Source organism: Caballeronia choica, assembly GCF_001544535.1.
GTDB lineage: Bacteria > Pseudomonadota > Gammaproteobacteria > Burkholderiales > Burkholderiaceae > Caballeronia > Caballeronia choica.
Genome location: NZ_FCON02000098.1, coordinates 1 through 21,812 on the forward strand (window position 1 = coordinate 1; position 21,812 = coordinate 21,812).

At 64.2% G+C, this 21,812-nt stretch carries 20 protein-coding genes; 16 read left to right on the plus strand and 4 right to left on the minus strand.

Going from position 1 to position 21,812, the window contains the following annotated elements; genetic code table 11:
- From AWB68_RS49740 to map, 3 genes are all read right to left on the minus strand, one after another.
- Nucleotides 1-497 (minus strand): hypothetical protein (locus AWB68_RS49740; protein ID WP_235028573.1); only part of this gene is annotated, 497 nt, incomplete at its 3' end.
- Between the two features lie 121 nt (nt 498-618).
- On the minus strand, nt 619-3,204 hold the full coding sequence (locus AWB68_RS30095) for a [protein-PII] uridylyltransferase (RefSeq protein WP_087647969.1): 2,586 nt from the start codon (nt 3,202-3,204) through the stop codon (nt 619-621).
- A gap of 431 nt (nt 3,205-3,635) precedes the next feature.
- A complete protein-coding gene (map, locus tag AWB68_RS30105) occupies nt 3,636-4,445 on the minus strand; it encodes a type I methionyl aminopeptidase (RefSeq protein ID WP_087647971.1) in 810 nt (269 codons plus the stop codon).
- 419 nt (nt 4,446-4,864) lie between these two features.
- Here map and rpsB point away from each other — a divergent pair, with 419 nt between their 5' ends.
- From rpsB to AWB68_RS30185, 16 genes are all read left to right on the plus strand, one after another.
- Nucleotides 4,865-5,617 (plus strand): 30S ribosomal protein S2, encoded by a 753-nt coding sequence (gene rpsB, locus AWB68_RS30110; RefSeq protein WP_087647972.1) that lies wholly within the window; start codon nt 4,865-4,867, stop codon nt 5,615-5,617.
- Nucleotides 5,618-5,774: 157 nt separating this feature from the next.
- Nucleotides 5,775-6,656, plus strand: a complete 882-nt coding sequence (gene tsf / locus AWB68_RS30115) for a translation elongation factor Ts (RefSeq protein ID WP_087647973.1) — start codon at nt 5,775-5,777, stop codon at nt 6,654-6,656.
- A 184-nt stretch (nt 6,657-6,840) separates the two neighbouring features.
- Complete coding sequence (gene pyrH, locus AWB68_RS30120) at nt 6,841-7,554, plus strand: UMP kinase (RefSeq protein WP_087647974.1); 714 nt, start codon at nt 6,841-6,843, stop codon at nt 7,552-7,554.
- An 86-nt stretch (nt 7,555-7,640) separates the two neighbouring features.
- A complete protein-coding gene (frr, locus tag AWB68_RS30125; protein ID WP_087647975.1) occupies nt 7,641-8,201 on the plus strand; it encodes a ribosome recycling factor in 561 nt (186 codons plus the stop codon).
- A gap of 64 nt (nt 8,202-8,265) precedes the next feature.
- Nucleotides 8,266-9,048 carry a polyprenyl diphosphate synthase gene (gene uppS, locus AWB68_RS30130; RefSeq protein WP_087647976.1) on the plus strand — a complete coding sequence of 261 codons (783 nt, stop codon included), beginning with the start codon at nt 8,266-8,268 and terminating at the stop codon, nt 9,046-9,048.
- Nucleotides 9,042-9,854 carry a phosphatidate cytidylyltransferase gene (locus AWB68_RS30135; protein ID WP_087647977.1) on the plus strand — a complete coding sequence of 271 codons (813 nt, stop codon included), beginning with the start codon at nt 9,042-9,044 and terminating at the stop codon, nt 9,852-9,854. The genes uppS and AWB68_RS30135 overlap by 7 nt, the downstream gene beginning before the upstream one ends.
- A 10-nt stretch (nt 9,855-9,864) precedes the next feature.
- A complete protein-coding gene (locus AWB68_RS30140; RefSeq protein WP_087647978.1) occupies nt 9,865-11,091 on the plus strand; it encodes a 1-deoxy-D-xylulose-5-phosphate reductoisomerase in 1,227 nt (408 codons plus the stop codon).
- Between the two features lie 7 nt (nt 11,092-11,098).
- The gene (gene rseP / locus AWB68_RS30145; protein ID WP_087647979.1) at nt 11,099-12,472 is read left to right on the plus strand and encodes an RIP metalloprotease RseP; all 1,374 of its coding nucleotides are present in this window, start codon (nt 11,099-11,101) and stop codon (nt 12,470-12,472) included.
- A 75-nt stretch (nt 12,473-12,547) separates the two neighbouring features.
- Complete coding sequence (gene bamA, locus AWB68_RS30150; protein WP_087647980.1) at nt 12,548-14,860, plus strand: outer membrane protein assembly factor BamA; 2,313 nt, start codon at nt 12,548-12,550, stop codon at nt 14,858-14,860.
- Nucleotides 14,861-14,984: 124 nt separating this feature from the next.
- Nucleotides 14,985-15,476, plus strand: coding sequence for an OmpH/Skp family outer membrane protein (locus tag AWB68_RS30155; protein WP_087647994.1), 492 nt, complete (start codon nt 14,985-14,987; stop codon nt 15,474-15,476).
- A gap of 17 nt (nt 15,477-15,493) precedes the next feature.
- Complete coding sequence (gene lpxD / locus AWB68_RS30160; RefSeq protein WP_087647981.1) at nt 15,494-16,576, plus strand: UDP-3-O-(3-hydroxymyristoyl)glucosamine N-acyltransferase; 1,083 nt, start codon at nt 15,494-15,496, stop codon at nt 16,574-16,576.
- A gap of 131 nt (nt 16,577-16,707) precedes the next feature.
- Nucleotides 16,708-17,172 carry a 3-hydroxyacyl-ACP dehydratase FabZ gene (fabZ, locus tag AWB68_RS30165; protein WP_087647982.1) on the plus strand — a complete coding sequence of 155 codons (465 nt, stop codon included), beginning with the start codon at nt 16,708-16,710 and terminating at the stop codon, nt 17,170-17,172.
- A 67-nt stretch (nt 17,173-17,239) separates the two neighbouring features.
- A complete protein-coding gene (lpxA, locus tag AWB68_RS30170; RefSeq protein WP_087647983.1) occupies nt 17,240-18,028 on the plus strand; it encodes an acyl-ACP--UDP-N-acetylglucosamine O-acyltransferase in 789 nt (262 codons plus the stop codon).
- An 11-nt stretch (nt 18,029-18,039) separates the two neighbouring features.
- Nucleotides 18,040-19,206, plus strand: a complete 1,167-nt coding sequence (lpxB, locus tag AWB68_RS30175; RefSeq protein ID WP_087647984.1) for a lipid-A-disaccharide synthase — start codon at nt 18,040-18,042, stop codon at nt 19,204-19,206.
- Entirely contained in the window at nt 19,203-19,901 is a 699-nt protein-coding gene (gene rnhB, locus AWB68_RS30180; RefSeq protein ID WP_087647985.1) for a ribonuclease HII, read from the plus strand. Before lpxB ends, rnhB begins: the two co-directional genes overlap by 4 nt.
- 10 nt (nt 19,902-19,911) lie before the next feature.
- Entirely contained in the window at nt 19,912-20,694 is a 783-nt protein-coding gene (locus AWB68_RS30185) for a TrmH family RNA methyltransferase (protein ID WP_087647986.1), read from the plus strand.
- Between the two features lie 3 nt (nt 20,695-20,697).
- Here AWB68_RS30185 and ppsR read toward each other — a convergent pair whose 3' ends face one another.
- Nucleotides 20,698-21,516, minus strand: a complete 819-nt coding sequence (ppsR, locus tag AWB68_RS30190; protein WP_087647987.1) for a posphoenolpyruvate synthetase regulatory kinase/phosphorylase PpsR — start codon at nt 21,514-21,516, stop codon at nt 20,698-20,700.
- Nucleotides 21,517-21,812 lie beyond the last annotated feature (296 nt).

The window sequence follows — 21,812 nt, forward strand, 5'->3', positions numbered from 1 at the left end:
CGGCCGACGCTCGTTGTCGCCACGCGGCCGGTCGCCACGCGGCGCGCCACGATCACCGAACGACGGACGCGGACCACGGTCGCCAGCGGAAGAACGCGAATCGTCGCCACGCGGTTTGAACGGACGGCGCTCGTTGTCGCCACTCGGCCGGTCGCCACGCGGCGCGCCACGATCACCGAACGCCGGACGCGGGCCACGATCGCTAGAGAAAGAACGCGACTCATCGCCACGCGGCTTAAAAGGACGGCGTTCGTTGTCACCGCTCGGCCGATCACCACGCGGCGCACCACGATCCCCAAACGACGGACGCGAACCACGGTCCCCAGCGGAAGAACGCACGTCTTCACCACGCGGTTTGAAAGGACGGCGCTCGCTATCACCACCCGCCCGATCCCCACGCGGCGCACCACGATCCCCAAACGACGGACGCGGCCCCCTTTCACCAGCCGAAGCCCGCGACTCCTCCCCGCGCGGCTTGAAAGGCCGTCGCTCGCCATCCCCACTCGGCGCCGCCTCACGCACAGGCTTTCTTCCAGCGGCGCTGCCGGAACGAACGGGGGAGCGCGCCGGCGTCGCCGGGCGCGGATGTTTTGCAGTCAGTTTGACGCGCATAATTTCTCAGGCTGCGATCGCGCGCAGCAGTTCGGTTTCGACCTGGATCTGGGTCCGGTTGCTGGAAAGGCCTTTGCCGTCGAGCAGGAACACGTCCTCGACGCGTTCGCCGAGCGTGTTGACCCGCGCGGCCTGCACGCCGATCCGGTGCTGGGCCAGAACTCGCGCGATCGAATAAAGGAGGCCCTGCCGGTCGTTCGCCGACACGGACAGGATGTAGTACTGGCCGCGCTCGTCGGGACGCAGGTCCACGCGCGGCGTAATCGGAAAAGTGCGCACGAGCCGCGACAAACGTCCCTTCGACGGCTCCGGCAACATGCGCTCGGCGGTCAGCAGCGTGCTCAGCTGCTCCTCGACCAGATTCGCAATGTCGCGATAATGCCCGTCATGCTCCGGATGCGCGACAAGAAAATTGTCGAGTGCATAGCCGTGGCGCGTCGTCGTCACCCGCGCATCGAGCACCGACAGGCCGTTCTTGTCGAAATAGCCGCAGATCGCCGCGAACAGGTCCGGGCGGTCCTGGACATAGACGAGCACCTGCAACCCCGCGCCGATCGGCGACGGCCGCGCGCGCACGATCGGCTTCGCGCTCTCGACGTGCTTGTACAGGACGCGCGTCTGCCAGGCGATGTCGGCGGCGTCGTGGCGCAGGAAATAGCCGACGTCGAGCTGGTCCCAAAGCCGGCGTTGCGCATGCTCCGGCACCGTTTCGAGGCGCAGCAGCGCGAGCGCTTCTTCCTGGCGCGACTTGAGTTCCGAATGCGCGTCGGGCGAGGCGCCGCCGAGCACGGCGCGCGTCGCGCGATACAGGTCCTCCAGCAGCTTGCCCTTCCACGCGTTCCAGACCTTCGGGCTCGTGCCGCGAATGTCGGCGACGGTCAGAAGATACAGCGCTGTCAGCCGCCGCTCGTCCCCGACCACCGCCGCGAACTGCTTGATGACTTCCGGATCGCTCGTGTCCTGTTTTTGCGCGACGTGGCTCATCGTCAGGTGCTGCTGGACGAGCCACACGATCAGGTCGCTGTCCTCGCTGCCGATGTCGTGTTCGCGGCAGAAGCGGCGCGCGTCGGCCATGCCGAGCATCGAATGGTCGCCGCCGCGGCCCTTCGCGATGTCGTGAAAGAGCGCGGCGACATAGAGCATCCACGGCCGCTCGAAATTGCCCATCAGCTGGCTGCAGAACGGATATTCGTGTGCGTGCTCGGCGATGGCGAAGCGGCGCAGGTTGCGCAGCACCATCAGGATGTGCTGGTCGACGGTGTAGACGTGATACAGGTCGTGCTGCATCTGTCCGACGATGCGCCGGAAATTCAGCAAATAGCGCCCGAGCACGCTCGTCTGGTTCATCAGCCGCAGCGCGTGCGTGATGCCCTCCGGCTGCTTCAGGATTTCCATGAAAAGCCGCCGGTTTTCCGGGTCGCGGCGCCAGTTGCGGTCCATCAGGTCGCGCGCGTTGTAGATCGCGCGCAGCGTGCGCGCTGAAAGGCCCTTCACGCCACGCGTCTGCTCGTACAGCAGGAACGCTTCGAGAATCGCGTGCGGTTCGCGCTCGAACACGTCGTCGCGGGCGATTTCGAGCATGCCCTGTTTCTCGACGAAACGTCCCGAAATTACGCGCGTGATGCCGCTCGTCGACGGGAAAAGCTGCGCCTCGACGTTCTGGATCAGGATCGTCGCGAGCTGGGTGACGGCCTTCGCGGCCCAGTAATAGCGGCGCATCAGTTGTTCGCTCGCGCGCTTGGTCGCGGTGGCCGCGAAGCCGAAGCTTTCGGCGAGCGGCGTCTGCAGGTCGAACACGAGGATGTCCTGGCGACGCTTCGCGATTACGTGCAGGCGCGCGCGCAGCGTCTTGAGGAAGCCTTCGTTGCGGCGCAGTTCGCGCGCTTCGCGCTCGGTGATGAGGCCGCGCAGGTCGAGTTCGCGCCAGCTGCTGCCGAACCCCGCCGCGCGCGAGATCCACAGGATGAGTTGCAGATCCCGCAGGCCGCCCGGGCTTTCCTTGATGTTCGGTTCGAGGCTGTATGGCGTGTCCTGGAATTTCGCGTGGCGCTGGCGCATTTCCAGCACTTTCGCCTGGAAGAAGGCGCGCGGGTCGAGCATCTGCTGGTAGCGCTCGCGGAACAGCTGGAAGAGCGGCGTGTCGCCGTGGACGCGCCGCGCCTCGAGCAGCGACGTCAGGACGGTGACGTCGTTGCTGGCCTCGTCGATACATTGCGCGACCGACCGCACGCTGCTGCCGATGTCGAGCCCCAAATCCCACGCCATGCCGATGAACCGCTCGATTCGCGCGGTGAGTTCGGCGTCGCCGGAATCGGCTGGCTTGTGGTCGGGCAGAAGAACGAGGATGTCGACGTCGGAATAAGGCGCAAGCTCGCCGCGTCCGTAGCCGCCGACCGCCACGAGCGCCGCCCATGGCGGCATTTCGCAGGCGTCCCAGGCGCCCTTGAGGGCGTCGTCGGTGGCGCGGGCGAGGGCGTGCATCAGCGCATCGACGTTCGATGCGGTCTGGAAACGTTCCAGCAAAGCCGCTTTCGCCGACTTGAAGGCGGCCTTCAGCGATTCACAGGGCGGGGCGATGGCGGTAACGCTCATGGATGGACGTGGGCTTGAACGGAAGATCGGTTGGTCGGAGAACGGCGTTTTTTGTCCTGCGACTGCGTATCAAGAGGCGCGCCGGAGCGCAAATATCGGGCGGACCGTGAGCGCGGTGCGCTCGAACGACGTCGCGCCGGGCGCAGCGAGCCGCGCGGCCTCGCGTGAACTGCGGCGCTGAGTTTCCCGGCCAGTTCCGCCGACTTTCCGGGGGCGGGCGCCACCTGGCTTCATGCGAATTGCGCAGCCCCGCGTGTGCCGCCGTGCCGTGTCTCCGGGCCAATTCCGGCGACGCCCTGGGGCCCGGCAACGCTTCTGCTTCACGCGCCCAGGTCGACTCAAGCCACTCCGGCAATTCGGTCGATTGGACGACGCTTCAACCGTCCTACTTTCGCGCATCATTCGCCGCGCGAAAGCGAAAGCGCGTGACTTCAGGCCGTCGCCGCGATCAATCGCGAGGGCGCCTGCGTTCCGGCCGACACCGTCAGCACCTCATACCCCGTCGGCGTGACGAGCACCGTATGCTCCCACTGCGCCGACAGGCTGCGATCGCGCGTCTTGACAGTCCATTGGTCCGGCATCGTGCGGATATCGCGGCGCCCGGCGTTGATCATCGGCTCGACGGTGAAGATCATGCCGGTTTCCAGTTCGATGCCGGTGCCGGGACGCCCGTAGTGCAACACCTGCGGCTCCTCGTGGAACACCTTCCCGACTCCGTGGCCGCAGTATTCCCGCACGACGCTGTAACCCTGCGACTCGGCGTGCTTCTGGATCGCATGGCCGATGTCGCCGAGCCGCGCGCCCGGACGCACTTGGTCGATGCCGAGCCACATGCAGTCGAAGGTAGTCTGCACCAGCCGCTTCGCGAGAATCGACCCCTCGCCGACGATGAACATGCGGCTCGTATCGCCAAAATAACCGTCCTTGATGACGGTGACGTCGATATTGAGCGCGTCGCCGTTCTTCAGCGCCTTGTCACCCGGGATGCCGTGGCAGATCACGTCGTTGACCGAGATGCAGGTTGCCTTCGGGTAGGGCGGATAGCCGGGCGGCTGGTAATTCAGCGGCGCGGGCACCGTGCCCTGTTCCTTCAGCATGTACTCGTGGCAGAGGCGGTCGAGTTCGCCGGTCGTCACGCCGGCCGTGATATGCGGCGTGATGAAGTCGAGCACTTCGCTGGCGAGCCGGCAGGCGACGCGCATCTGCGCGATATCGTGTTCGTTTTTCAGCGTAATGGACATGACTTGGTCAGGAAAATCGTGTAGGCGGCGCTTTTGCGCGAAAGCCGCATTATCGCACCTTAGGGCGGGTGCCGCACCCGAGAGCGCGGCGCGCGCCGGCCTTCCTGCATATGAAGGAAACTGCCTCCGGCGCAAGAAACGACGCCCCGGGCGAGGCGTGCCGCAGGTTTCTCGCCCAATTGCGCGCCTTGAGTGACGTAACTCCCGCGTGCTATACTCTTTGGCTAAGTCGGTATCCACTTTGCGCTCGCTGGTCAATAGGAAAGAATCAGGACAAAGCGAGTAGCGGAGCGGGAATCTGACTTGATTCGCAAGCCGGCGCACCCAGGGTGTCCGGCGTCCTATCCAGATGAGCCGAACGGCAGGAAGGGCGCGGGATGCGGCAGCCGGCTTAAGACCCAACCCTCGCGGAGAATTTCATGGCAGTTACCATGCGTCAAATGCTGGAAGCCGGTGTCCACTTCGGTCACCAAACGCGCTTCTGGAACCCGAAGATGGCCCCCTATATCTTCGGTCATCGCAACAAGATTCACATCATCAACCTCGAAAAGACGCTGCCGCTCTATAACGACGCGCTGAAGTACGTGCGTCAGCTGGCAGCCAATCGCGGCACGATCCTGTTCGTCGGCACGAAGCGCCAGTCGCGCGACACCATCGCTGAAGAAGCGCAACGCGCCGGCATGCCGTTCGTCAACGCGCGCTGGCTCGGCGGCATGCTGACCAACTTCAAGACGCTGAAGATTTCGATCAAGCGCCTGAAGGACATGGAAGCAGCGCTGGAATCGGGTGAAACCGAACGCATGAGCAAGAAGGAAGCGCTCCTGTTCGAACGCGAAATGACCAAGCTGCAAAAGTCGATCGGCGGCGTGAAGGACATGGGCGGCATTCCGGACGCGATCTTCGTGATCGACGTCGGCTATCACAAGATTGCCGTGACCGAAGCGAAGAAGCTCGGCATCCCCGTCATCGCCGTGGTCGACACCAACCACTCGCCGGAAGGCATCGACTACGTGATCCCGGGTAACGACGACGCCAGCAAGGCCGTCATCCTGTACGCGCAAGGCGTGGCCGACGCGATCCTCGAAGGCCGTGCAAACGCGGTGAACGAAGTCGTGCAAGCCGCCCGCGGCGGCGAAGGCGACGAGTTCGTCGAGGTCAACGCAGAGGCATAAAGAGCTCTCTCGTCCGGCAAAAAAGGGGGCTTTGTGAAAGGCCCCTTTTTTTTAAGCCGTTGACGGGCGATTCGGCAGGCTGGAACCGTTGCACCCCAATTCCTGTCGCGGGCACTGACGCCGGCGGCACGTATCAAGCAGACTCAAGGAGCGAATGATGGCGGCAATTACCGCAAGCATGGTGGCAGAACTGCGCGGCAAGACCGACGCGCCGATGATGGAATGCAAGAAGGCGCTGACGGAAGCCGACGGCGACATGGACCGCGCGGAAGAACTGCTGCGCGTGAAGCTCGGCAACAAGGCGAGCAAGGCGGCATCGCGCGTGACGGCTGAAGGCATCGTAACGACGCATATCGAAGGCGGCGTGGGCGCGCTCGTCGAACTGAACTGCGAAACCGACTTCGTCGCGAAGAACGACGATTTCCTGGCCTTCGGCAAGACGGTGGCTGAAATCGTCGCGAAGAACAATCCGGCTGACGTCGCGGCGCTCGGCGCGCTGCCGCTCGAAAGCTCGACGGTCGATGCAGTGCGTCTCGCGCTCGTCGGCAAGATCGGCGAAAACGTCTCGATCCGCCGTTTCGTGCGCTTCGAAACCAGCAACAAGCTGGCGTCGTACCTGCACGGCACGCGTATCGGCGTGCTGGTCGACTTCACGGGTGCGGACGAGCAGGTCGGCAAGGATGTCGCCATGCACGTCGCGGCCATGAAGCCGGTCTCGCTGTCGTCGGACGAAGTGCCGGCCGACCTGATCGCGAAGGAACGCAGCATTGCCGAGCAGAAAGCCGCTGAATCCGGCAAGCCGGCTGAAATCGTCGCGAAGATGGTCGACGGCAGCGTGCAGAAATACCTGAAGGAAGTGTCGCTGCTGAACCAGCCGTTCGTGAAGAACGACAAGCAGACGATCGAGCAGATGCTGAAGGCAGCGGGCGCGTCGGTGCACAAGTTTGCGCTGTTCGTGGTCGGCGAGGGCATCGAGAAGCGTCAGGACGACTTCGCGGCCGAAGTCGCCGCGCAGGTCGCAGCAGCAAAGCAGAGCTAAAGTCCCGCGGCGGGCGGAACGTTCGTTCAGCCTGCTTCCAGGCAGCTACAATCGGTGTCGGTCCGGCAGTCGCGGGTTAACCCGTAGCCAGTCGGCGATACCGAATTTGGCACGCTTGCCGTGAATATCGTTTCACCCCTACAGTTGCATGTTGCAATCCTCCTCGGCGCGATCGGAACCTCATATGCCCATAGCCTACAAACGCGTACTCCTCAAGCTCTCCGGCGAAGCCCTGATGGGCGACGATGCCTTCGGCATCAATCGCGCGACCATCGAACGGATGGTGGCGGACGTAGCTGAAGTGGTGCGCATGGGTACCCAACTCGCGGTCGTGATCGGCGGCGGGAATATCTTTCGCGGCGTGGCGGGCGGCGCGGCCGGCATGGACCGCGCGACCGCCGACTACATGGGCATGCTCGCCACGATGATGAACGCGCTCGCGCTGCAGGACGCCATGCGCCACGCGGGCATCGAGGCGCGGGTGCAGTCGGCGCTGCGCATGGACCAGGTCGTCGAGCCTTATATTCGTCCGCGCGCCATTCGCCAGCTCGAGGAAGGCAAAGTGGTGATTTTCGCGGCCGGAACCGGCAACCCGTTCTTCACGACCGATACCGCCGCCGCGCTGCGTGGCGCGGAAGTCGGCGCGGAAGTCGTGCTGAAGGCGACCAAGGTGGACGGCGTATACTCCGCGGACCCGAAACAGGACCCGCACGCCACGCGCTACGCCACGATCAGCTTCGACGAGGCGATCGGCCGCAATCTGCAGGTGATGGACGCGACGGCGTTTGCACTGTGCCGCGACCAGAAGCTGCCGATTCGCGTGTTTTCGATCACCAAGGCGGGTGCGCTCAAACGCATCATCCAGGGCGACGACGAAGGTACGCTCGTCCACGTGTAAACTCGTGCGATATCGGGCGCGGCGCGGCTCGGAGGCCAGCGCCGGGAGCGCCTCTATCGCCAGTAACCCAAGGTTCGGAGGTTTAAATGAGTGTGGCTGACATCAAAAAGAGCGTCGACCAGAAGATGCAGCGGTCGATCGAGGCATTCAAGGCCGATCTCGCCAAGATCCGCACGGGTCGCGCCCATACCGGCTTGCTCGACCATATCCAGGTCGATTACTACGGCTCGAGCGTGCCCATCTCGCAAGTGGCGAACATGACGCTCGTCGACGCGCGCACGATCGGTGTCCAGCCGTGGGAAAAGAAGATGGTGCAGGCCGTCGAGAAGGCGATCCGCGAGTCGGACCTGGGTCTGAACCCCGCCACGTCGGGCGACCAGATCCGCGTGCCGATGCCCGCGCTCACCGAAGAGCGCCGTCGCGAACTGACGAAGGTCGTCAAGAGCGAAGGCGAAGCCGCCAAGATCGCGGTACGCAACTTGCGCCGTGATGCCAACGAGCAACTGAAGAAACTCGTCAAGGACAAGGAAATCTCCGAAGACGACGAGCGCCGCGCCAGCGACGACGTCCAGAAGCTCACCGACAAATCCGTCACGGAAATCGACAAGCTGGTCCAGTCGAAGGAAGCCGAGATCATGACGGTCTGAGGCCGTTTAGGGCCTTGCCAGTCGTGCTGGCGCTTCATCCTGTCGATAATAAGATTCAGCGGCCATGACCTATACCAGCTCTACCGTTCGCGTGCCCGATGTCGCGGCTGTTCCGCGCCATATCGCGATCATCATGGACGGCAACGGCCGTTGGGCGACGCAGCGGCGCCTGCCGCGCGTCGCCGGTCACACGCGCGGCGTCGATGCCGTGCGCGCAACCGTCGAAAGTTGCGCCCGGCGCGGCGTCGAATATGTGACGTTGTTCGCGTTCAGTTCCGAAAACTGGCGCCGTCCGACCGACGAAGTCTCGTTTCTGATGCGCCTTTTCGTGACGGCGCTGGAGCGCGAAATCGGCAAGCTGCATGCGAATGGCATCCGCTTGCGCGTCGTCGGCGATATTTCGATGTTCGACGCGCGCATCCGCTCGCTGATCCAGCGCGCTGAAACGAAAACCGCGCGCAACACCCGTCTTACGCTGACGATCGCGGCCAACTACGGCGGCCGCTGGGACATCATGCAGGCTACCCGTAAACTTGCCGAGCAGTCGGCGGCGCAGGGAGAGGCGGTTCTGGTGGACGAGGAATCGTTCGCGCAGCATCTCGCGATGGCCTACGCGCCCGAGCCCGATCTCTTCATCCGCACGGGCGGCGAGCAGCGCATCAGCAATTTCCTGCTGTGGCAGCTTGCCTACACCGAGTTCTATTTCACCGACACCTACTGGCCTGATTTCGACGGCGATGCGCTTGGCCGCGCGATCGAATCCTACGGCGAGCGCGAACGCCGTTTCGGACGCACGAGCGCACAGCTCGATCCGCAATCGCAGAAGGTCGACACCCTTTCATGCTAAAAACCCGTGTCATCACGGCGATCGTCCTGCTGGCAGTGCTCCTGCCGATCACGTTCTTCGCGCCGGTCGGGGCGTTCGGGGCGCTGATCGGCTTCGTGGTCGTGTTTGCTGCGTGGGAGTGGGCGCGGTTGCTCAACGTCGGCGGGGCCGGGCCGGTCGCCTATGCGATCTTCACCGCGCTGCTGCTGGGGTTCAGCACCTTCCTTGGCGTGGCGCCGAAAGGGCTTTTCCAGATGGCCGCGATCTTCTGGGTGCTGGCCGGTCCGTTCGCGCTGCTGCGCAAGCCCGTCCTGGGCGCCGGTCTATGGCAGGTGTTCCTGCTGTTCGCCGGAATCGTCGTGTTCGTCGCCTGCTGGCATGCGCTGTTCGCGGCCCGCACCGCCGGCGTGGCGTTCGTGCTATCGCTTCTACTAGTCGTCTGGCTCGCCGACATAGGCGCATACTTCGCCGGAAAAGCCTTGGGACGCCACAAGCTCGCGCCCTCGATCAGCCCCGGCAAGACTTGGGAAGGCGCCGTCGGCGGCTGGGTCGCGGTGATCGTGATCGGCTCGATCGCCGCAGCGACACGAGTTTTCGCGCCGACCCTGTTCACGGCTTTCATCGAGCATCTCGGCTTGTTCAAGGCGCTGGTCGCACTCACCGTGCTGGTCGCGTTCAGCGTGATCGGCGACCTGTTCGAGTCGCTCATGAAACGACAGGCTGGCGTCAAGGATTCGAGCGGTCTCCTGCCGGGCCACGGCGGCGTTCTGGACCGCATCGACGCGTTGTTGCCCGTATTGCCGATCGCGCTGTTGCTGCTCGGCTAAAGAAGGATTTATGCAAAAACGTCTGACTTTGCTCGGTTCCACGGGCTCGATCGGCGAAAGCACGCTCGATGTCGTGGCGCGGCACCCCGACCGGTTCTCGGTCCACGCGCTCACCGCTCACCGCAACGGCGACAAGCTCGTCGCCCAGTGCCTGCGCTTCCAGCCTGATCTGGCGGTCGTCGGCGATGCCGACACGGCCGCGAAGGTCGCCGCCGCCCTGCGTGCCGGCGGCTGCCGGACGGAAGTGCTGTATGGCGCGGAAGCGCTCGTCCACGCGGCTTCGTCCGGGCAGTGCGACACGGTCGTCGCGGCAATCGTGGGTGCGGCCGGGCTCGCGCCGACGCTCGCCGCCGCGCGCGCAGGCAAGCGCATCCTGCTCGCGAACAAGGAAGCGCTCGTGATGTCGGGCCAGATTTTCATCGACGCGGTGCGCGACCACGGGGCGGTGCTCCTGCCGGTCGATAGCGAGCACAACGCCGTGTTCCAGTGCCTGCCGCGCTGTGCGGCCGACGAGGTCGCCCTGCACGGCGGCGTATCGAGGATCATCCTGACCGCATCGGGCGGGCCGTTCCGGACGCGCGAGCCGTCGACACTCGTCAACGTCACGCCCGACGAAGCCTGCAAGCACCCGAACTGGGTGATGGGCCGCAAGATTTCCGTCGATTCCGCCACGATGATGAACAAGGGTCTGGAAGTGATCGAAGCGCACTGGCTCTTCGATCTGCCGGGCTCGCGCATCGACGTGCTGATCCATCCGCAAAGCGTGATCCACTCGATGGTGTCCTACGCCGACGGTTCTGTGCTCGCGCAACTCGGCAACCCCGACATGCGCACGCCGATCGCCCACGCACTGGCGTATCCGGATCGCGTGGAATCGGGCGTCGCGCCACTCGATCTCGCGCAGATCGCCACGCTCACGTTCGAGAAGCCCGATTTTGAGCGCTTCCCCTGTCTCGCGCTGGCGATCAAGGCGCTGGACGCTGGTGGCGTCGCGAGCGCGGCGCTGAACGCGGCGAACGAGGTTGCCGTCGAGGCGTTTCTGGCGCGCCGCATCGGTTTCATGGCGATCGGCGAGGTCGTCGAGCGCGTGCTGAACGCGTTGCCGAACACGAGTGCCGCCACGCTCGACGACGTCCTCGCCGCCGACGCCAGCGCGCGCCGCCTCGCGCACGGATTCGTCGACAAGCTGAGCTCGGGTGCATCGAGCACTCCACCCGCCGAGCGCATCGCGCATTGAGGCCGTCATGAACTTCCTGACCGAAATCGTCGCCTTCGTCGTTGCGATAGGCGTGCTTGTCGTCGTCCACGAATTCGGCCATTACAGCGTCGCGCGATGGTGTGGCGTGAAGGTGCTGCGCTTCTCGGTGGGCTTCGGCAAGCCGCTCGTGCGCTGGGTCAGCGAGAAGACCGGCGTCGAGTGGACGATCTCCGCGCTGCCGCTCGGCGGCTACGTGAAGATGCTCGACGAGCGCGAAGCCGACAGCGCCATCCCGGCCGAAGACCTGCCGCGCGCGTTCAACCGGCAGAGCGTCGGCAAGCGCATCGCGATCGTGGCCGCGGGCCCGATCGCCAACTTCATTCTCGCGATCGTGTTGTTCTCGGCGGTGTTCGCCGGCGGCGTGACCGAGCCGGCCGCGATCGTCTCCGCGCCCGCGCCCGATACCGCGGCTGCCCAGGCCGGCTTCGAGGGCGGCGAGAAGGTCGTGTCGATGCGCGATGCGCAAAGCGGCGGCGACTCGCATCCGATCCGTTCGTGGTCCGACTTGCGCTGGAAGCTGCTCGACGCCTCGTTCGACCATCGTCCCGTGGTGCTGACCGCGAAGACGCCGGACGGCACCTTCGATTTTCCCGTCGATGTCGCCGGCATCAGCGACCCGGACGCCGACCAAGACTTCATGGACAAGCTCGGCTTCGCGCCGGGCGGCGGCACGCTCTCGGTGGCGGGCGTGGAAGCGGGCAGCGCGGCGCAAAAGGGCGGCCTGCGCGCGGGCGACAAGCTGCGCGCGATCGACGGCAAGAAGGTCGACAACGCGAGCGGTTTCATCGACTACGTGAGAACGCATGCCGGCAAGCCCGTGACGCTTACCGTCGAGCGCGACGGCAGCTTGCAGACGGTGCAGGTCGTGCCGGACCTCAAGCGCGATGCCGAGAGCGGCCACGACGTCGGCCGCATCGGCGCGGCGCTCGCGAACCAGTTGCCGACCGTCGACGTGCGCTACGGACCGGTCGAGAGTCTGCGCCTCGGCGTGAACCGCACCTGGGACATCAGTGTCTATTCGCTGCGCATGTTCGGGCGGATGATCGTCGGCGAGGCGTCGCTCAAAAACCTCTCGGGGCCGGTGACCATCGCCGACTACGCGGGCAAGAGTGCGCGCCTCGGATTGTCCGCCTTTGTCTCGTTTCTCGCGCTCGTCAGCATCAGTCTCGGCGTGCTGAACTTGTTACCGATTCCGGTATTGGACGGTGGTCATCTGTTATATTATTTGGTTGAAGCCGTTACCGGCAAAGCGGTATCAGATCGCTGGCAGCTGGTTCTGCAACGGGCGGGCCTCGTTTGCATCGTCGCCTTGTCGATGATTGCGTTGTTCAACGATCTGGCGCGCCTGATCCGTTTTTAATCCGTTTTCACTCTGTCTGGCGGCGTCTCATGAAGGCCGCCGGAATTGATGCAGCTTTAATACTGGGGAAGCACGTTGTTCAAACCTCATCGCTTTGTTCCTAAGACGGCTGTGGCCGCGGCACTCGCTGCAACCGGCATGGCGGCACACGCGACCACGCCTTTTGTCGTGCAGGATATCCGGATCGACGGTCTCCAGCGCATCGAACCGGGTTCCGTATTCGCCTACCTGCCGATCAAGCAAGGCGACACGTTCACCGACGACAAGGCATCCGAAGCGATTCGCGCTCTCTATGCAACGGGCTTCTTCAGCGACGTGCAGATTGCCACGCAGGGCAATGTCGTCGTGGTGCAGGTGCAGGAACGTCCGGCCATCTCCCAGATCGACTTCGCGGGCCTGCATGAGTTCGACAAGGAAAACCTGACGAAGGCGCTGCGCTCGGTCGGCCTGTCGCAAGGCCGTTCGTACGACAAGGCGCTCGTCGATCGCGCCGAGCAGGAACTCAAGCGCCAGTACCTAACGCGCGGCTATTACGCGGCCGAAGTCACCACGACGGTGACGCCGGTTGACCGCAATCGCGTGTCGATCCTGTTCTCGGTGGCCGAAGGCCCGAGCGCGAAGATTCGCCAGATCAACTTCATCGGCAACAAGGCGGTGAGCACGAGCACGCTGCGCGACGAAATGCAGTTGTCGACGCCGAACTGGTTCTCCTGGTACACGAAGAACGACCTGTACGCGAAGGAAAAGCTGACGGGCGACCTTGAGAATGTCCGCTCGTATTACCTGAATCGCGGCTACCTCGAATTCAGCATCGACTCGACGCAGGTGTCGATCTCGCCCGACAAGAAGGACATGTACCTGACGATCGCGCTGCACGAAGGCGAGCCGTACAAGGTGAACAGCATCAAGCTCGCGGGCAACCTGCTCGATCGCCAGGCGGAGCTGACCAAGCTGATCAAGATCAAGCCGGGCGAGCGCTTCTCGGCGGAAAAGCTGCAGGCAACGACCAAGGCGATCGTCGACAAGCTCGGCGAATACGGCTACGCGTTCGCGCAGGTCAACGCGCAGCCGCAGATCGACCAGGCGAACCACACCGTCGACCTGACGCTGCAAGTCGATCCGAGCCGCCGCGTCTATGTGCGCCGCGTGAACATCGTGGGCAACACGCGTACGCGCGACGAAGTCGTGCGCCGTGAAATGCGCCAGCTCGAAAGCTCATGGTTCGATTCGAGCCGCCTCGCACTCTCGAAAGACCGCGTGAACCGGCTCGGCTACTTCACCGACGTCGACGTGACCACGATCCCGGTCGAAGGCACGGCCGACCAGGTCGACGTGGACGTGAAGGTCGCGGAAAAGCCGACCGGCGCGATCACACTGGGCGCGGGCTTCTCGTCGACGGACAAGGTGGTTCTGTCCGCCGGCGTGTCGCAGGACAATGTGTTCGGCTCGGGCACGAGTCTCGCGGTGAACATCAACACGGCGAAGTCGTATCGCACGTTGACGGTCACGCAAGTCGATCCGTACTTCACGATCGACGGCATCAAGCGCATTACCGATGCTTATTACCGCACGTACCAGCCGCTCTACTATTCGACCGATTCGAGCTTCAAGATCGTGACGATGGGCGCGGATACGAAGTTCGGCATCCCGTTCTCCGAGCAGGACACCGTGTATTTCGGTGCCGGCATCGAACAGAACACGATGGACGTCGACCAGAACACCCCGCAGGCGTACAAGAACTACGTGACCGAGTTTGGCCGCGTGGTGAACAACATTCCGCTGACAGTCGGCTGGTCGCGTGACAATCGCGACAGCGCGCTCGTGCCGAGCCGCGGCTACTACACGCAGACGAACGCCGAATACGGTACGCCGCTCGGCGGCACGACCTACGCCAAGTTCGACGCGCAGTTCCAGTATTACTACTCGTTCGCGCGCGGCTTCGTCCTGGGCTTCAACCTCCAGGGCGGCTACGGCAAGGGTCTGCAAAACCAGACGTACCCGATCTTCAAGAACTACTACGCGGGCGGTATCGGTTCGGTACGCGGCTACGAGCCGAGCTCGCTCGGTCCGCGCGACGCGACGACCAACGATCCGATCGGCGGCTCGCGCATGGCGGTGGGCAATATCGAGCTGACGTTCCCGCTGCCGGGCACGGGCTACGACCGCACGCTGCGTGTCTTCACGTTCCTCGACGGCGGTAACGTCTGGGGCGATCCGGGCCAGGGCGGTACGGACGCTGGTTCTAACGGTCTGCGCTATGGTTATGGTGTCGGTCTCGCGTGGATCTCGCCGATCGGCCCGCTCAAGCTGAGCTTGGGTTTCCCGCTGCAGAAGCACACGGGCGACCAGTATCAGAAATTCCAGTTCCAGATCGGTACAGCGTTCTGACGTGGCCGGGCGTAACCTCGCTCGCCACTCCGCCTGTAATTCGACTCAGCACTTTAGTGACGTGAGGAAGACTTTGCGAACCGGTAAGCTTTCGAAACATCTGGGTTTGGCCCTCGTGTTGTCGATGATCCTCGGCCTTTCGGGCGTCGCGGTCGCGAACGCGCAAGATGCCGCTCCCGCCCGGATCGCGGCGGTCAATTCCGACCGCATCCTGCGGGAATCGGCGGCGGCGAAGGCGGCGCAATCGAAGCTCGAACTGGAGTTTTCGAAGCGCGACAAGGCGTTGCAGGAAATGGCGCAGCGTCTGAAGACGATGTCGGACGGCATGGACAAGAACGGCCCGTCGATGTCGCCCACCGACCGCGCGGCGCGCCAGCGCGACCTTTCGCAACTCGATGCGGACTTCCAGCGCAAGCAGCGCGAATTCCGCGAAGACCTGAACCAGCGCCGCAACGAGGAACTCGCGGCCGTGCTGGATCGTGCGAACAAGGTCATCAAGCAGATCGCCGAGCAGCAGCACTACGACCTGATCGTGCAGGAAGCGGTGTATGTGAGCCCGCGCATCGATATCACGGATCAGGTGCTGAAGGCACTTGCCGCGAACACGACCAACTGACCGGGAGCCGCACAAGCATGACATCAGGCACGACGATCACGCTCGCGGAACTGGTCAAGCGCTTCGGCGGCGACATCGTCGGCGATGCGGCGCATCGCGTGGCGAGCCTTGCGCCGCTCGACAAGGCCGATTCCGGGCAACTCGCATTCCTCGCGAACCAGAAATACTTGCCGCAGGTTGACACGACGCGCGCCGGCGCGGTCCTGATTTCGCCCGCGGATCTCGAAAAAGTGGCGGTCCGCGAAGGCCATAACTTTATCGTCACGCCGAATCCCTATGCTTACTTCGCGCGCGTCGCGCAGGCGTTCATCGACCTCGCGACCCCGGCGGCGACACCCGGCGTGCATCCGAGCGCGTCGATCGACCCGGGCGCGAAAGTCGCGGCGAGCGCTGTGATCGGCGCGCATGTGACGGTCGAAGCGGGCGCGGTGGTCGGCGAGCGCGTGAAACTCGACGCGGGGGTCGTGATCGGCCGGGGCGTCAGGCTCGGCGAGGACGTCCACCTTTATCCGAACGTCACGGTCTATCATGGCTGCAAGCTCGGCGCGCGCGTGATCGTGCACGCGGGCGCGGTGATCGGCGCGGACGGCTTTGGCTTCGCGCCAGATTTCGTCGGCGAAGGCGAAGCGCGCACCGGCAGCTGGGTGAAAATCCCCCAGGTCGGCGCGGTCGATATCGCGGACGACGTCGAAATCGGCGCGAACACCACGATCGATCGCGGCGCGATGGCCGATACGGTCATCGAAGAATGCGTGAAGATCGATAATCTCGTGCAGATCGGGCACAACTGCCGGATCGGCGCGTACACGGTGATCGCGGGCTGCGCGGGTATCGCGGGCAGCACCCATATCGGGCGGCACTGCATGATCGGCGGCGCGGTGGGCATCGCGGGGCATGTGACGCTGGCGGACCACGTGATCGTCACGGCGCAGTCGGGCGTTTCGAAGTCGCTCGTGAAGCCGGGCATGTACACGAGCGCGTTCCCGGCCGTGAATCACGCCGACTGGAACAAGAGCGCGGCGTTGGTGCGCAACCTCGACAAATTGCGCGACCGCATCAAGGCGCTGGAGGCAGCGCTGGAAACACGCGACAAGAAATAAGGCAGCGCGGCAGCGTCACATAGAACAAGCGGCCATCCGAGCCGCGAACGAGACGACAGCATCCCAGGCGGCCCGCATGCGCGGGCCGCAGTCAACACCCCGCGCTTAAAACGCGCGCGAGCAGAACGATCATGAACACAGAAAAAATCAATCTCGACATTCACAAGATTCTTACGTTGCTGCCGCATCGGTATCCGATCCTGCTCGTCGACCGTGTCCTCGAACTTGAGCCGCACAAAAGCATCAAAGCGCTCAAGAACGTGACGATCAACGAGCCGTATTTCCAGGGTCACTTCCCGACGCGTCCGGTGATGCCGGGTGTGCTGATCCTCGAAGCGCTCGCGCAGACGGCCGCGCTCCTGACGTTCGCGGAAGAGCCGCACGACCCGGAGACGACGTTGTATTACTTCGTCGGCATCGACGGGGCGCGCTTCAAGCGTGTCGTGGAGCCGGGCGACCAGTTGATCCTGAACGTCACGTTCGAGCGCTACATGCGCGGCATCTGGAAATTCAAGGCGCGCGCCGAAGTGGAAGGCGCGGTCGCCGCGGAAGCCGAGCTGATGTGCACCGTGAAGAACACGGGAACCGAGGCATAAGCGCGGCGCAAATGAGGCGCAGCTTCACCGCATCGGGCGAAACGAACAGAACACAAGGCGAGGGCGCATGAGCAAGATTCACCCTACCGCGATCATCGAGCCGGGCGCTCAGCTCGACGAATCCGTCGAAGTCGGTCCGTACGCGATCGTCGGGGCGCACGTCGTGATCGGCGCGCGCACGACCGTCGGCTCGCATAGCGTGATCGAAGGCCACACGACGATTGGCGAAGACAACCGCATCGGCCATTACGCGTCGGTTGGCGGCCGTCCGCAGGACATGAAGTACAAGGACGAGCCGACCCGGCTCGAGATCGGCAGCCGCAATACCATCCGCGAATTCACGACAATCCACACCGGCACGGTGCAGGACGCGAGCCTCACCGCCATCGGCGACGACTGCTGGATCATGGCCTACGTGCACGTTGGCCACGACTGCCGGCTCGGCAGCAACGTGATCATGTCGAGCAACGCACAACTGGCGGGCCACGTGTCGGTGGGCGACCATGCGATCGTCGGCGGCATGTCGGGCGTGCACCAGTTCGTGCGCATCGGCGCGCATTCGATGCTGGGCGGCGCGTCGGCGCTGGTGCAGGACGTGCCGCCGTTCGTGATCGCGGCCGGCAACAAGGCGGAGCCGCACGGCATCAACGTCGAAGGTCTGCGCAGGCGCGGCTTTTCCGCCGAGGCGATTTCAGCATTGCGCGCGGCCTATCGCGTCGTCTACAAGAGCGGCTTGTCGCTCGAGGAAGCCAAGGTCCAATTGCGCGAACTGGCGGCGGCAGGCGGCGACGGCGACGCGCCCGTCACGGCGTTTTCCGACTTCATCGCATCGTCGCAGCGCGGCATCATCCGCTGATCGCCGCTTAAATGACGCTGTTACCCAATCCCCTGCGCGTCGCGATGGTCGCGGGCGAGCCGTCCGGCGACCTGCTCGCGGCGTCGCTGCTCGGCGGGCTCAAGGAGCGGCTGCCCGCCGCGACGCACTATAGCGGTATCGGCGGCCCGCGCATGACGGCCGCCGGCTTCGACGCCCACTGGCCGATGGACAAGCTGACCGTGCGCGGCTACGTCGAAGCGCTCAAGCACATTCCCGAGATTCTCGGCATCCGCAACGAACTGAAGCGGCAATTGCTGGCCGAGCCGCCGTCGGTGTTCGTCGGCGTCGACGCGCCCGATTTCAATTTCGGGCTCGAACATGCGCTGCGCGACGCGGGCATTCCGACCGTGCACTTCGTGTGTCCGTCGATCTGGGCGTGGCGCGGCGGGCGCATCAAGAAGATCGTGAAGGCCGTCGATCACATGCTGTGCGTGTTTCCGTTCGAAATCGCGCTGATGGAAAAGGCGGGCGTCGCGGCGACCTACGTCGGCCATCCGCTCGCCGACGAAATCCCGATCGAGCCGGACACGCTCGGTGCACGCCGCGAACTGGGGCTCGCCGAGGGCGGCCCGGTCATCGCGGTGTTGCCGGGCAGCCGGCGCTCGGAGATCGCGCTGATCGGCCCGACATTTTTCGACGCGATGGAACTGATGCAATCGCGCGAACCCGGCGTGCGCTTCCTGGTGCCGGCCGCGAACCCGGCCCTGCGCGAACTCTTGCAGCCGCTCGTGCAGGCGCATCCCCGCCTGAATCTCAAGATTACCGACGGCCTCGCGCAAACCGCGATGACCGCCGCCGACGCGATTCTCGTGAAGAGCGGCACGGTGACGCTGGAAGCGGCGCTGCTGAAAAAGCCGATGGTCATCTCGTACAAGGTGCCGTGGCTGACAGGCCAGATCATGAAGCGGCAGGGTTATCTGCCGTACGTCGGCTTGCCGAATATCCTGGCCGGCCGTTTCGTCGTGCCGGAAATCCTGCAGCATTTCGCGACGCCCGAAGCACTCGCCGACGCCACGCTGAAACAGTTGAACGACGACGCGAACCGCCGTACCCTCACGGAAATCTTCACGGAAATGCACCATGCGCTGCGCCAGAACACGGCGCAGCGGGCGGCTGAAGCCGTCGAGAAAGTGCTCGAAACCCGGAGGCCGCGATGAAGGGCACGGCGAAACAGCGCGGTCTGAATTTCGACTCGCCGGACGAGATCGTTTGTGGCGTCGATGAAGCGGGACGCGGGCCGCTGGCGGGCCCGGTCGTGGCTGCCGCGGTCATCTTCGATCCGGCGAAACCCAGAATTCGCGGTCTCGACGACTCGAAGGTGCTGTCCGCGAAAAAGCGCGAGGAACTGTACGAGAAGATCGTCGATCGCGCGCTCAGCTTTTGCGTCGCATCGGCGACGGTCGAGGAAATCGACACGCTCAACATCCTCCACGCGACCATGCTCGCGATGAAACGCGCGGTGGAAGGTTTGTCGGTGGCGCCGACGCTCGTGAAGATCGACGGCAACCGCTGCCCGATCCTCGCGATCCGCTCGGAAGCCGTGATTGGCGGCGATGCGCTCGTCGCGCAGATTTCGGCGGCATCGATTCTGGCGAAGGTCACGCGCGACCGCATGCTGCTGCAACTGCATCAGGTTCATCCCGTCTACGGTTTCGACGCCCACGCCGGCTACGGCACGCCGCAGCATCTCGCCGCGCTGCGCGATCACGGGCCGTGCGAGCATCACCGGCGGTCGTTCGCGCCCGTGCGCGAGGCGCATGCGCGCTTTGGCATCGTGCTGCCGGAGATCGCGCCCGGCGTGATCGAAGCTGCCGCAGCGGCCGATCAGGACCCGGACGCCCGCGCCTTCTGACATCCCAATCGTGAAAGCCATCACCTCGCGGGACAATCCGCTCTACAAGCGCCTGAAGGCGCTCGCCGGTTCGACGCCGCAGCAACGCAGAAGCGGCCACGCGCTACTGGAAGGCCTGCATCTCGCGTCCGCCTACCTGGATGCCGCCGGCCAGCCGGAAACGTGCGTCGTCACCGAAGGCGCGTTGCAGCACGAGGAAGCGCGGGCGATCGTCGCGCGCATCGAGGACAAGCGCGTGCACACGTTGCCTGACGCGCTCTTCGGCCAGCTTTCGAGCGTCGTGCATGGCGTCGGCATGTTGCTGCTCGTCGAGAAGATCGAAGCGATGCTGCCGGAACGCGTGGCAAGCACCTGCATCGTGCTCGATGGCGTGCAGGACGCGGGCAATGTCGGCTCGATTTTGCGCAGCGCGGCGGCGGCCGGTATCCAGAATGTGTTTTGCGCGCCGGGCACGGCGTACGCGTGGTCGTCGAAGGTATTGCGCTCCGGCATGGGCGCGCATTTCCTGCTGAATATCTTCGAGGATGCCGAGCCCGCGGACCTGATCGCCCGGCTCGGCGTGCCGGTGACGATCACCGACTCGCACGGCGCGAAGGCGCTCTACGACTGCGATCTGTCGGGTCAACTGGCGTGGGTCTTCGGCAACGAGGGCGCTGGGGTTTCGCAGGCGTGGCGCGATGCCGTGACGCACCGCGTGACGATTCCGCAGCCGGGCGGCATGGAATCGCTGAACGTGGCGGCTGCGGCCGCCGTGTGTCTCTTCGAGCAATGCCGCCAGCAGCGCGGCAATTGAGCGTCAGTAATACGACGGCCGCTCCGGCTTGATCTCCTGCAGGATCGTCGTCGCGATTTCCTCGATCGACTTGTGCGTCGAGGAAAGCCACTTGATCCCCTCGCGCTTCATCATCATTTCCGCTTCGTTGATTTCGTAGCGGCAGCTCTCCAGCGCCGCGTACTTGCTGCCCGGGCGCCGCTCGTTGCGGATTTCCGAAAGCCGCTGCGGATCGATCGACAGGCCGAACATCTTGTCCCGATGACCGAGGAGCGGCGTCGGCAGCTTGCCGCGCTCGAAATCCTCCGGGATCAGCGGATAGTTCGCCGCTTTCACGCCGTATTGCATCGCGAGATACAGGCTCGTCGGCGTCTTGCCGCTGCGCGAAACGCCCACCAGGATCACGTCGGCATCGGTCAGGTTGCGGTTCGACTGGCCGTCGTCGTGGGCGAGCGAAAAGTTGATCGCCTCGATGCGGTTCTTGTATTCCTCGGTATCGGCGTTCTGGTGCACGCGGCCCATCGCGTGCGTCGACTTGATTTCGAACTCGTGTTCGAGCGGCTCGATGAAGGTCTGGAACATGTCCAGCACGAGCGCGTTCGACTTCTTCACGATCTCGTTCGATTCACTGTCCACGAGCGTCGTGAACACGACCGGACGACGCCCGTCGAGCGAAACCGCTTCGTTGATCTTCTCGACGGTCGCATACGCCTTGTCGCTCGAATCGACGAACGGCACGCGCACGAGCCGGAATTTCTGGTCGAACTGGGAGAGGATCGAGTGCGCGAAGGTTTCGGCAGTGATCCCGGTACCGTCGGAGACGATGAATACGGAGGGCGGCATCGGTGAAAGAGGGGAACGAGAGTGGGGCGGGCGCGCTCAAATTAATACGCTTTCCATTGAGGGCGGACTAAAGGCCTACTGAATACGACGATGTGTGCCGGCGCACCGTTCAAGCATGAATCCGACGGCTGGACTGCGCATTTCTGGGCTCGGCTGAAACATTTCGAGAGCCAGCACGGTAGAATAGCGGCAACCTGTTCGATAAGCAATTGCGAACAATTTGATACCGAATCTCGCCGTTTTCCTCTGGATTCGCGCGTTTTCTGTGCAAATTGACATCGATTCGAGCATATTTT

Excerpts from the sequence above, each read along its gene's own strand:
- AWB68_RS30095 (WP_087647969.1), bottom strand. The coding sequence starts at position 3,204 with ATGAGCGTTACCGCCATCGCCCCGCCCTGTGAATCGCTGAAGGCCGCC.
- map (WP_087647971.1), bottom strand. The coding sequence starts at position 4,445 with ATGTCCATTACGCTGAAAAACGAACACGATATCGCGCAGATGCGCGTC.
- rpsB (WP_087647972.1), top strand. The coding sequence starts at position 4,865 with ATGGCAGTTACCATGCGTCAAATGCTGGAAGCCGGTGTCCACTTCGGT.
- tsf (WP_087647973.1), top strand. The coding sequence starts at position 5,775 with ATGGCGGCAATTACCGCAAGCATGGTGGCAGAACTGCGCGGCAAGACC.
- pyrH (WP_087647974.1), top strand. The coding sequence starts at position 6,841 with ATGCCCATAGCCTACAAACGCGTACTCCTCAAGCTCTCCGGCGAAGCC.
- frr (WP_087647975.1), top strand. The coding sequence starts at position 7,641 with ATGAGTGTGGCTGACATCAAAAAGAGCGTCGACCAGAAGATGCAGCGG.
- uppS (WP_087647976.1), top strand. The coding sequence starts at position 8,266 with ATGACCTATACCAGCTCTACCGTTCGCGTGCCCGATGTCGCGGCTGTT.
- AWB68_RS30135 (WP_087647977.1), top strand. The coding sequence starts at position 9,042 with ATGCTAAAAACCCGTGTCATCACGGCGATCGTCCTGCTGGCAGTGCTC.
- AWB68_RS30140 (WP_087647978.1), top strand. The coding sequence starts at position 9,865 with ATGCAAAAACGTCTGACTTTGCTCGGTTCCACGGGCTCGATCGGCGAA.
- rseP (WP_087647979.1), top strand. The coding sequence starts at position 11,099 with ATGAACTTCCTGACCGAAATCGTCGCCTTCGTCGTTGCGATAGGCGTG.
- AWB68_RS30155 (WP_087647994.1), top strand. The coding sequence starts at position 14,985 with ATGATCCTCGGCCTTTCGGGCGTCGCGGTCGCGAACGCGCAAGATGCC.
- lpxD (WP_087647981.1), top strand. The coding sequence starts at position 15,494 with ATGACATCAGGCACGACGATCACGCTCGCGGAACTGGTCAAGCGCTTC.
- fabZ (WP_087647982.1), top strand. The coding sequence starts at position 16,708 with ATGAACACAGAAAAAATCAATCTCGACATTCACAAGATTCTTACGTTG.
- lpxA (WP_087647983.1), top strand. The coding sequence starts at position 17,240 with ATGAGCAAGATTCACCCTACCGCGATCATCGAGCCGGGCGCTCAGCTC.
- lpxB (WP_087647984.1), top strand. The coding sequence starts at position 18,040 with ATGACGCTGTTACCCAATCCCCTGCGCGTCGCGATGGTCGCGGGCGAG.
- rnhB (WP_087647985.1), top strand. The coding sequence starts at position 19,203 with ATGAAGGGCACGGCGAAACAGCGCGGTCTGAATTTCGACTCGCCGGAC.
- ppsR (WP_087647987.1), bottom strand. The coding sequence starts at position 21,516 with ATGCCGCCCTCCGTATTCATCGTCTCCGACGGTACCGGGATCACTGCC.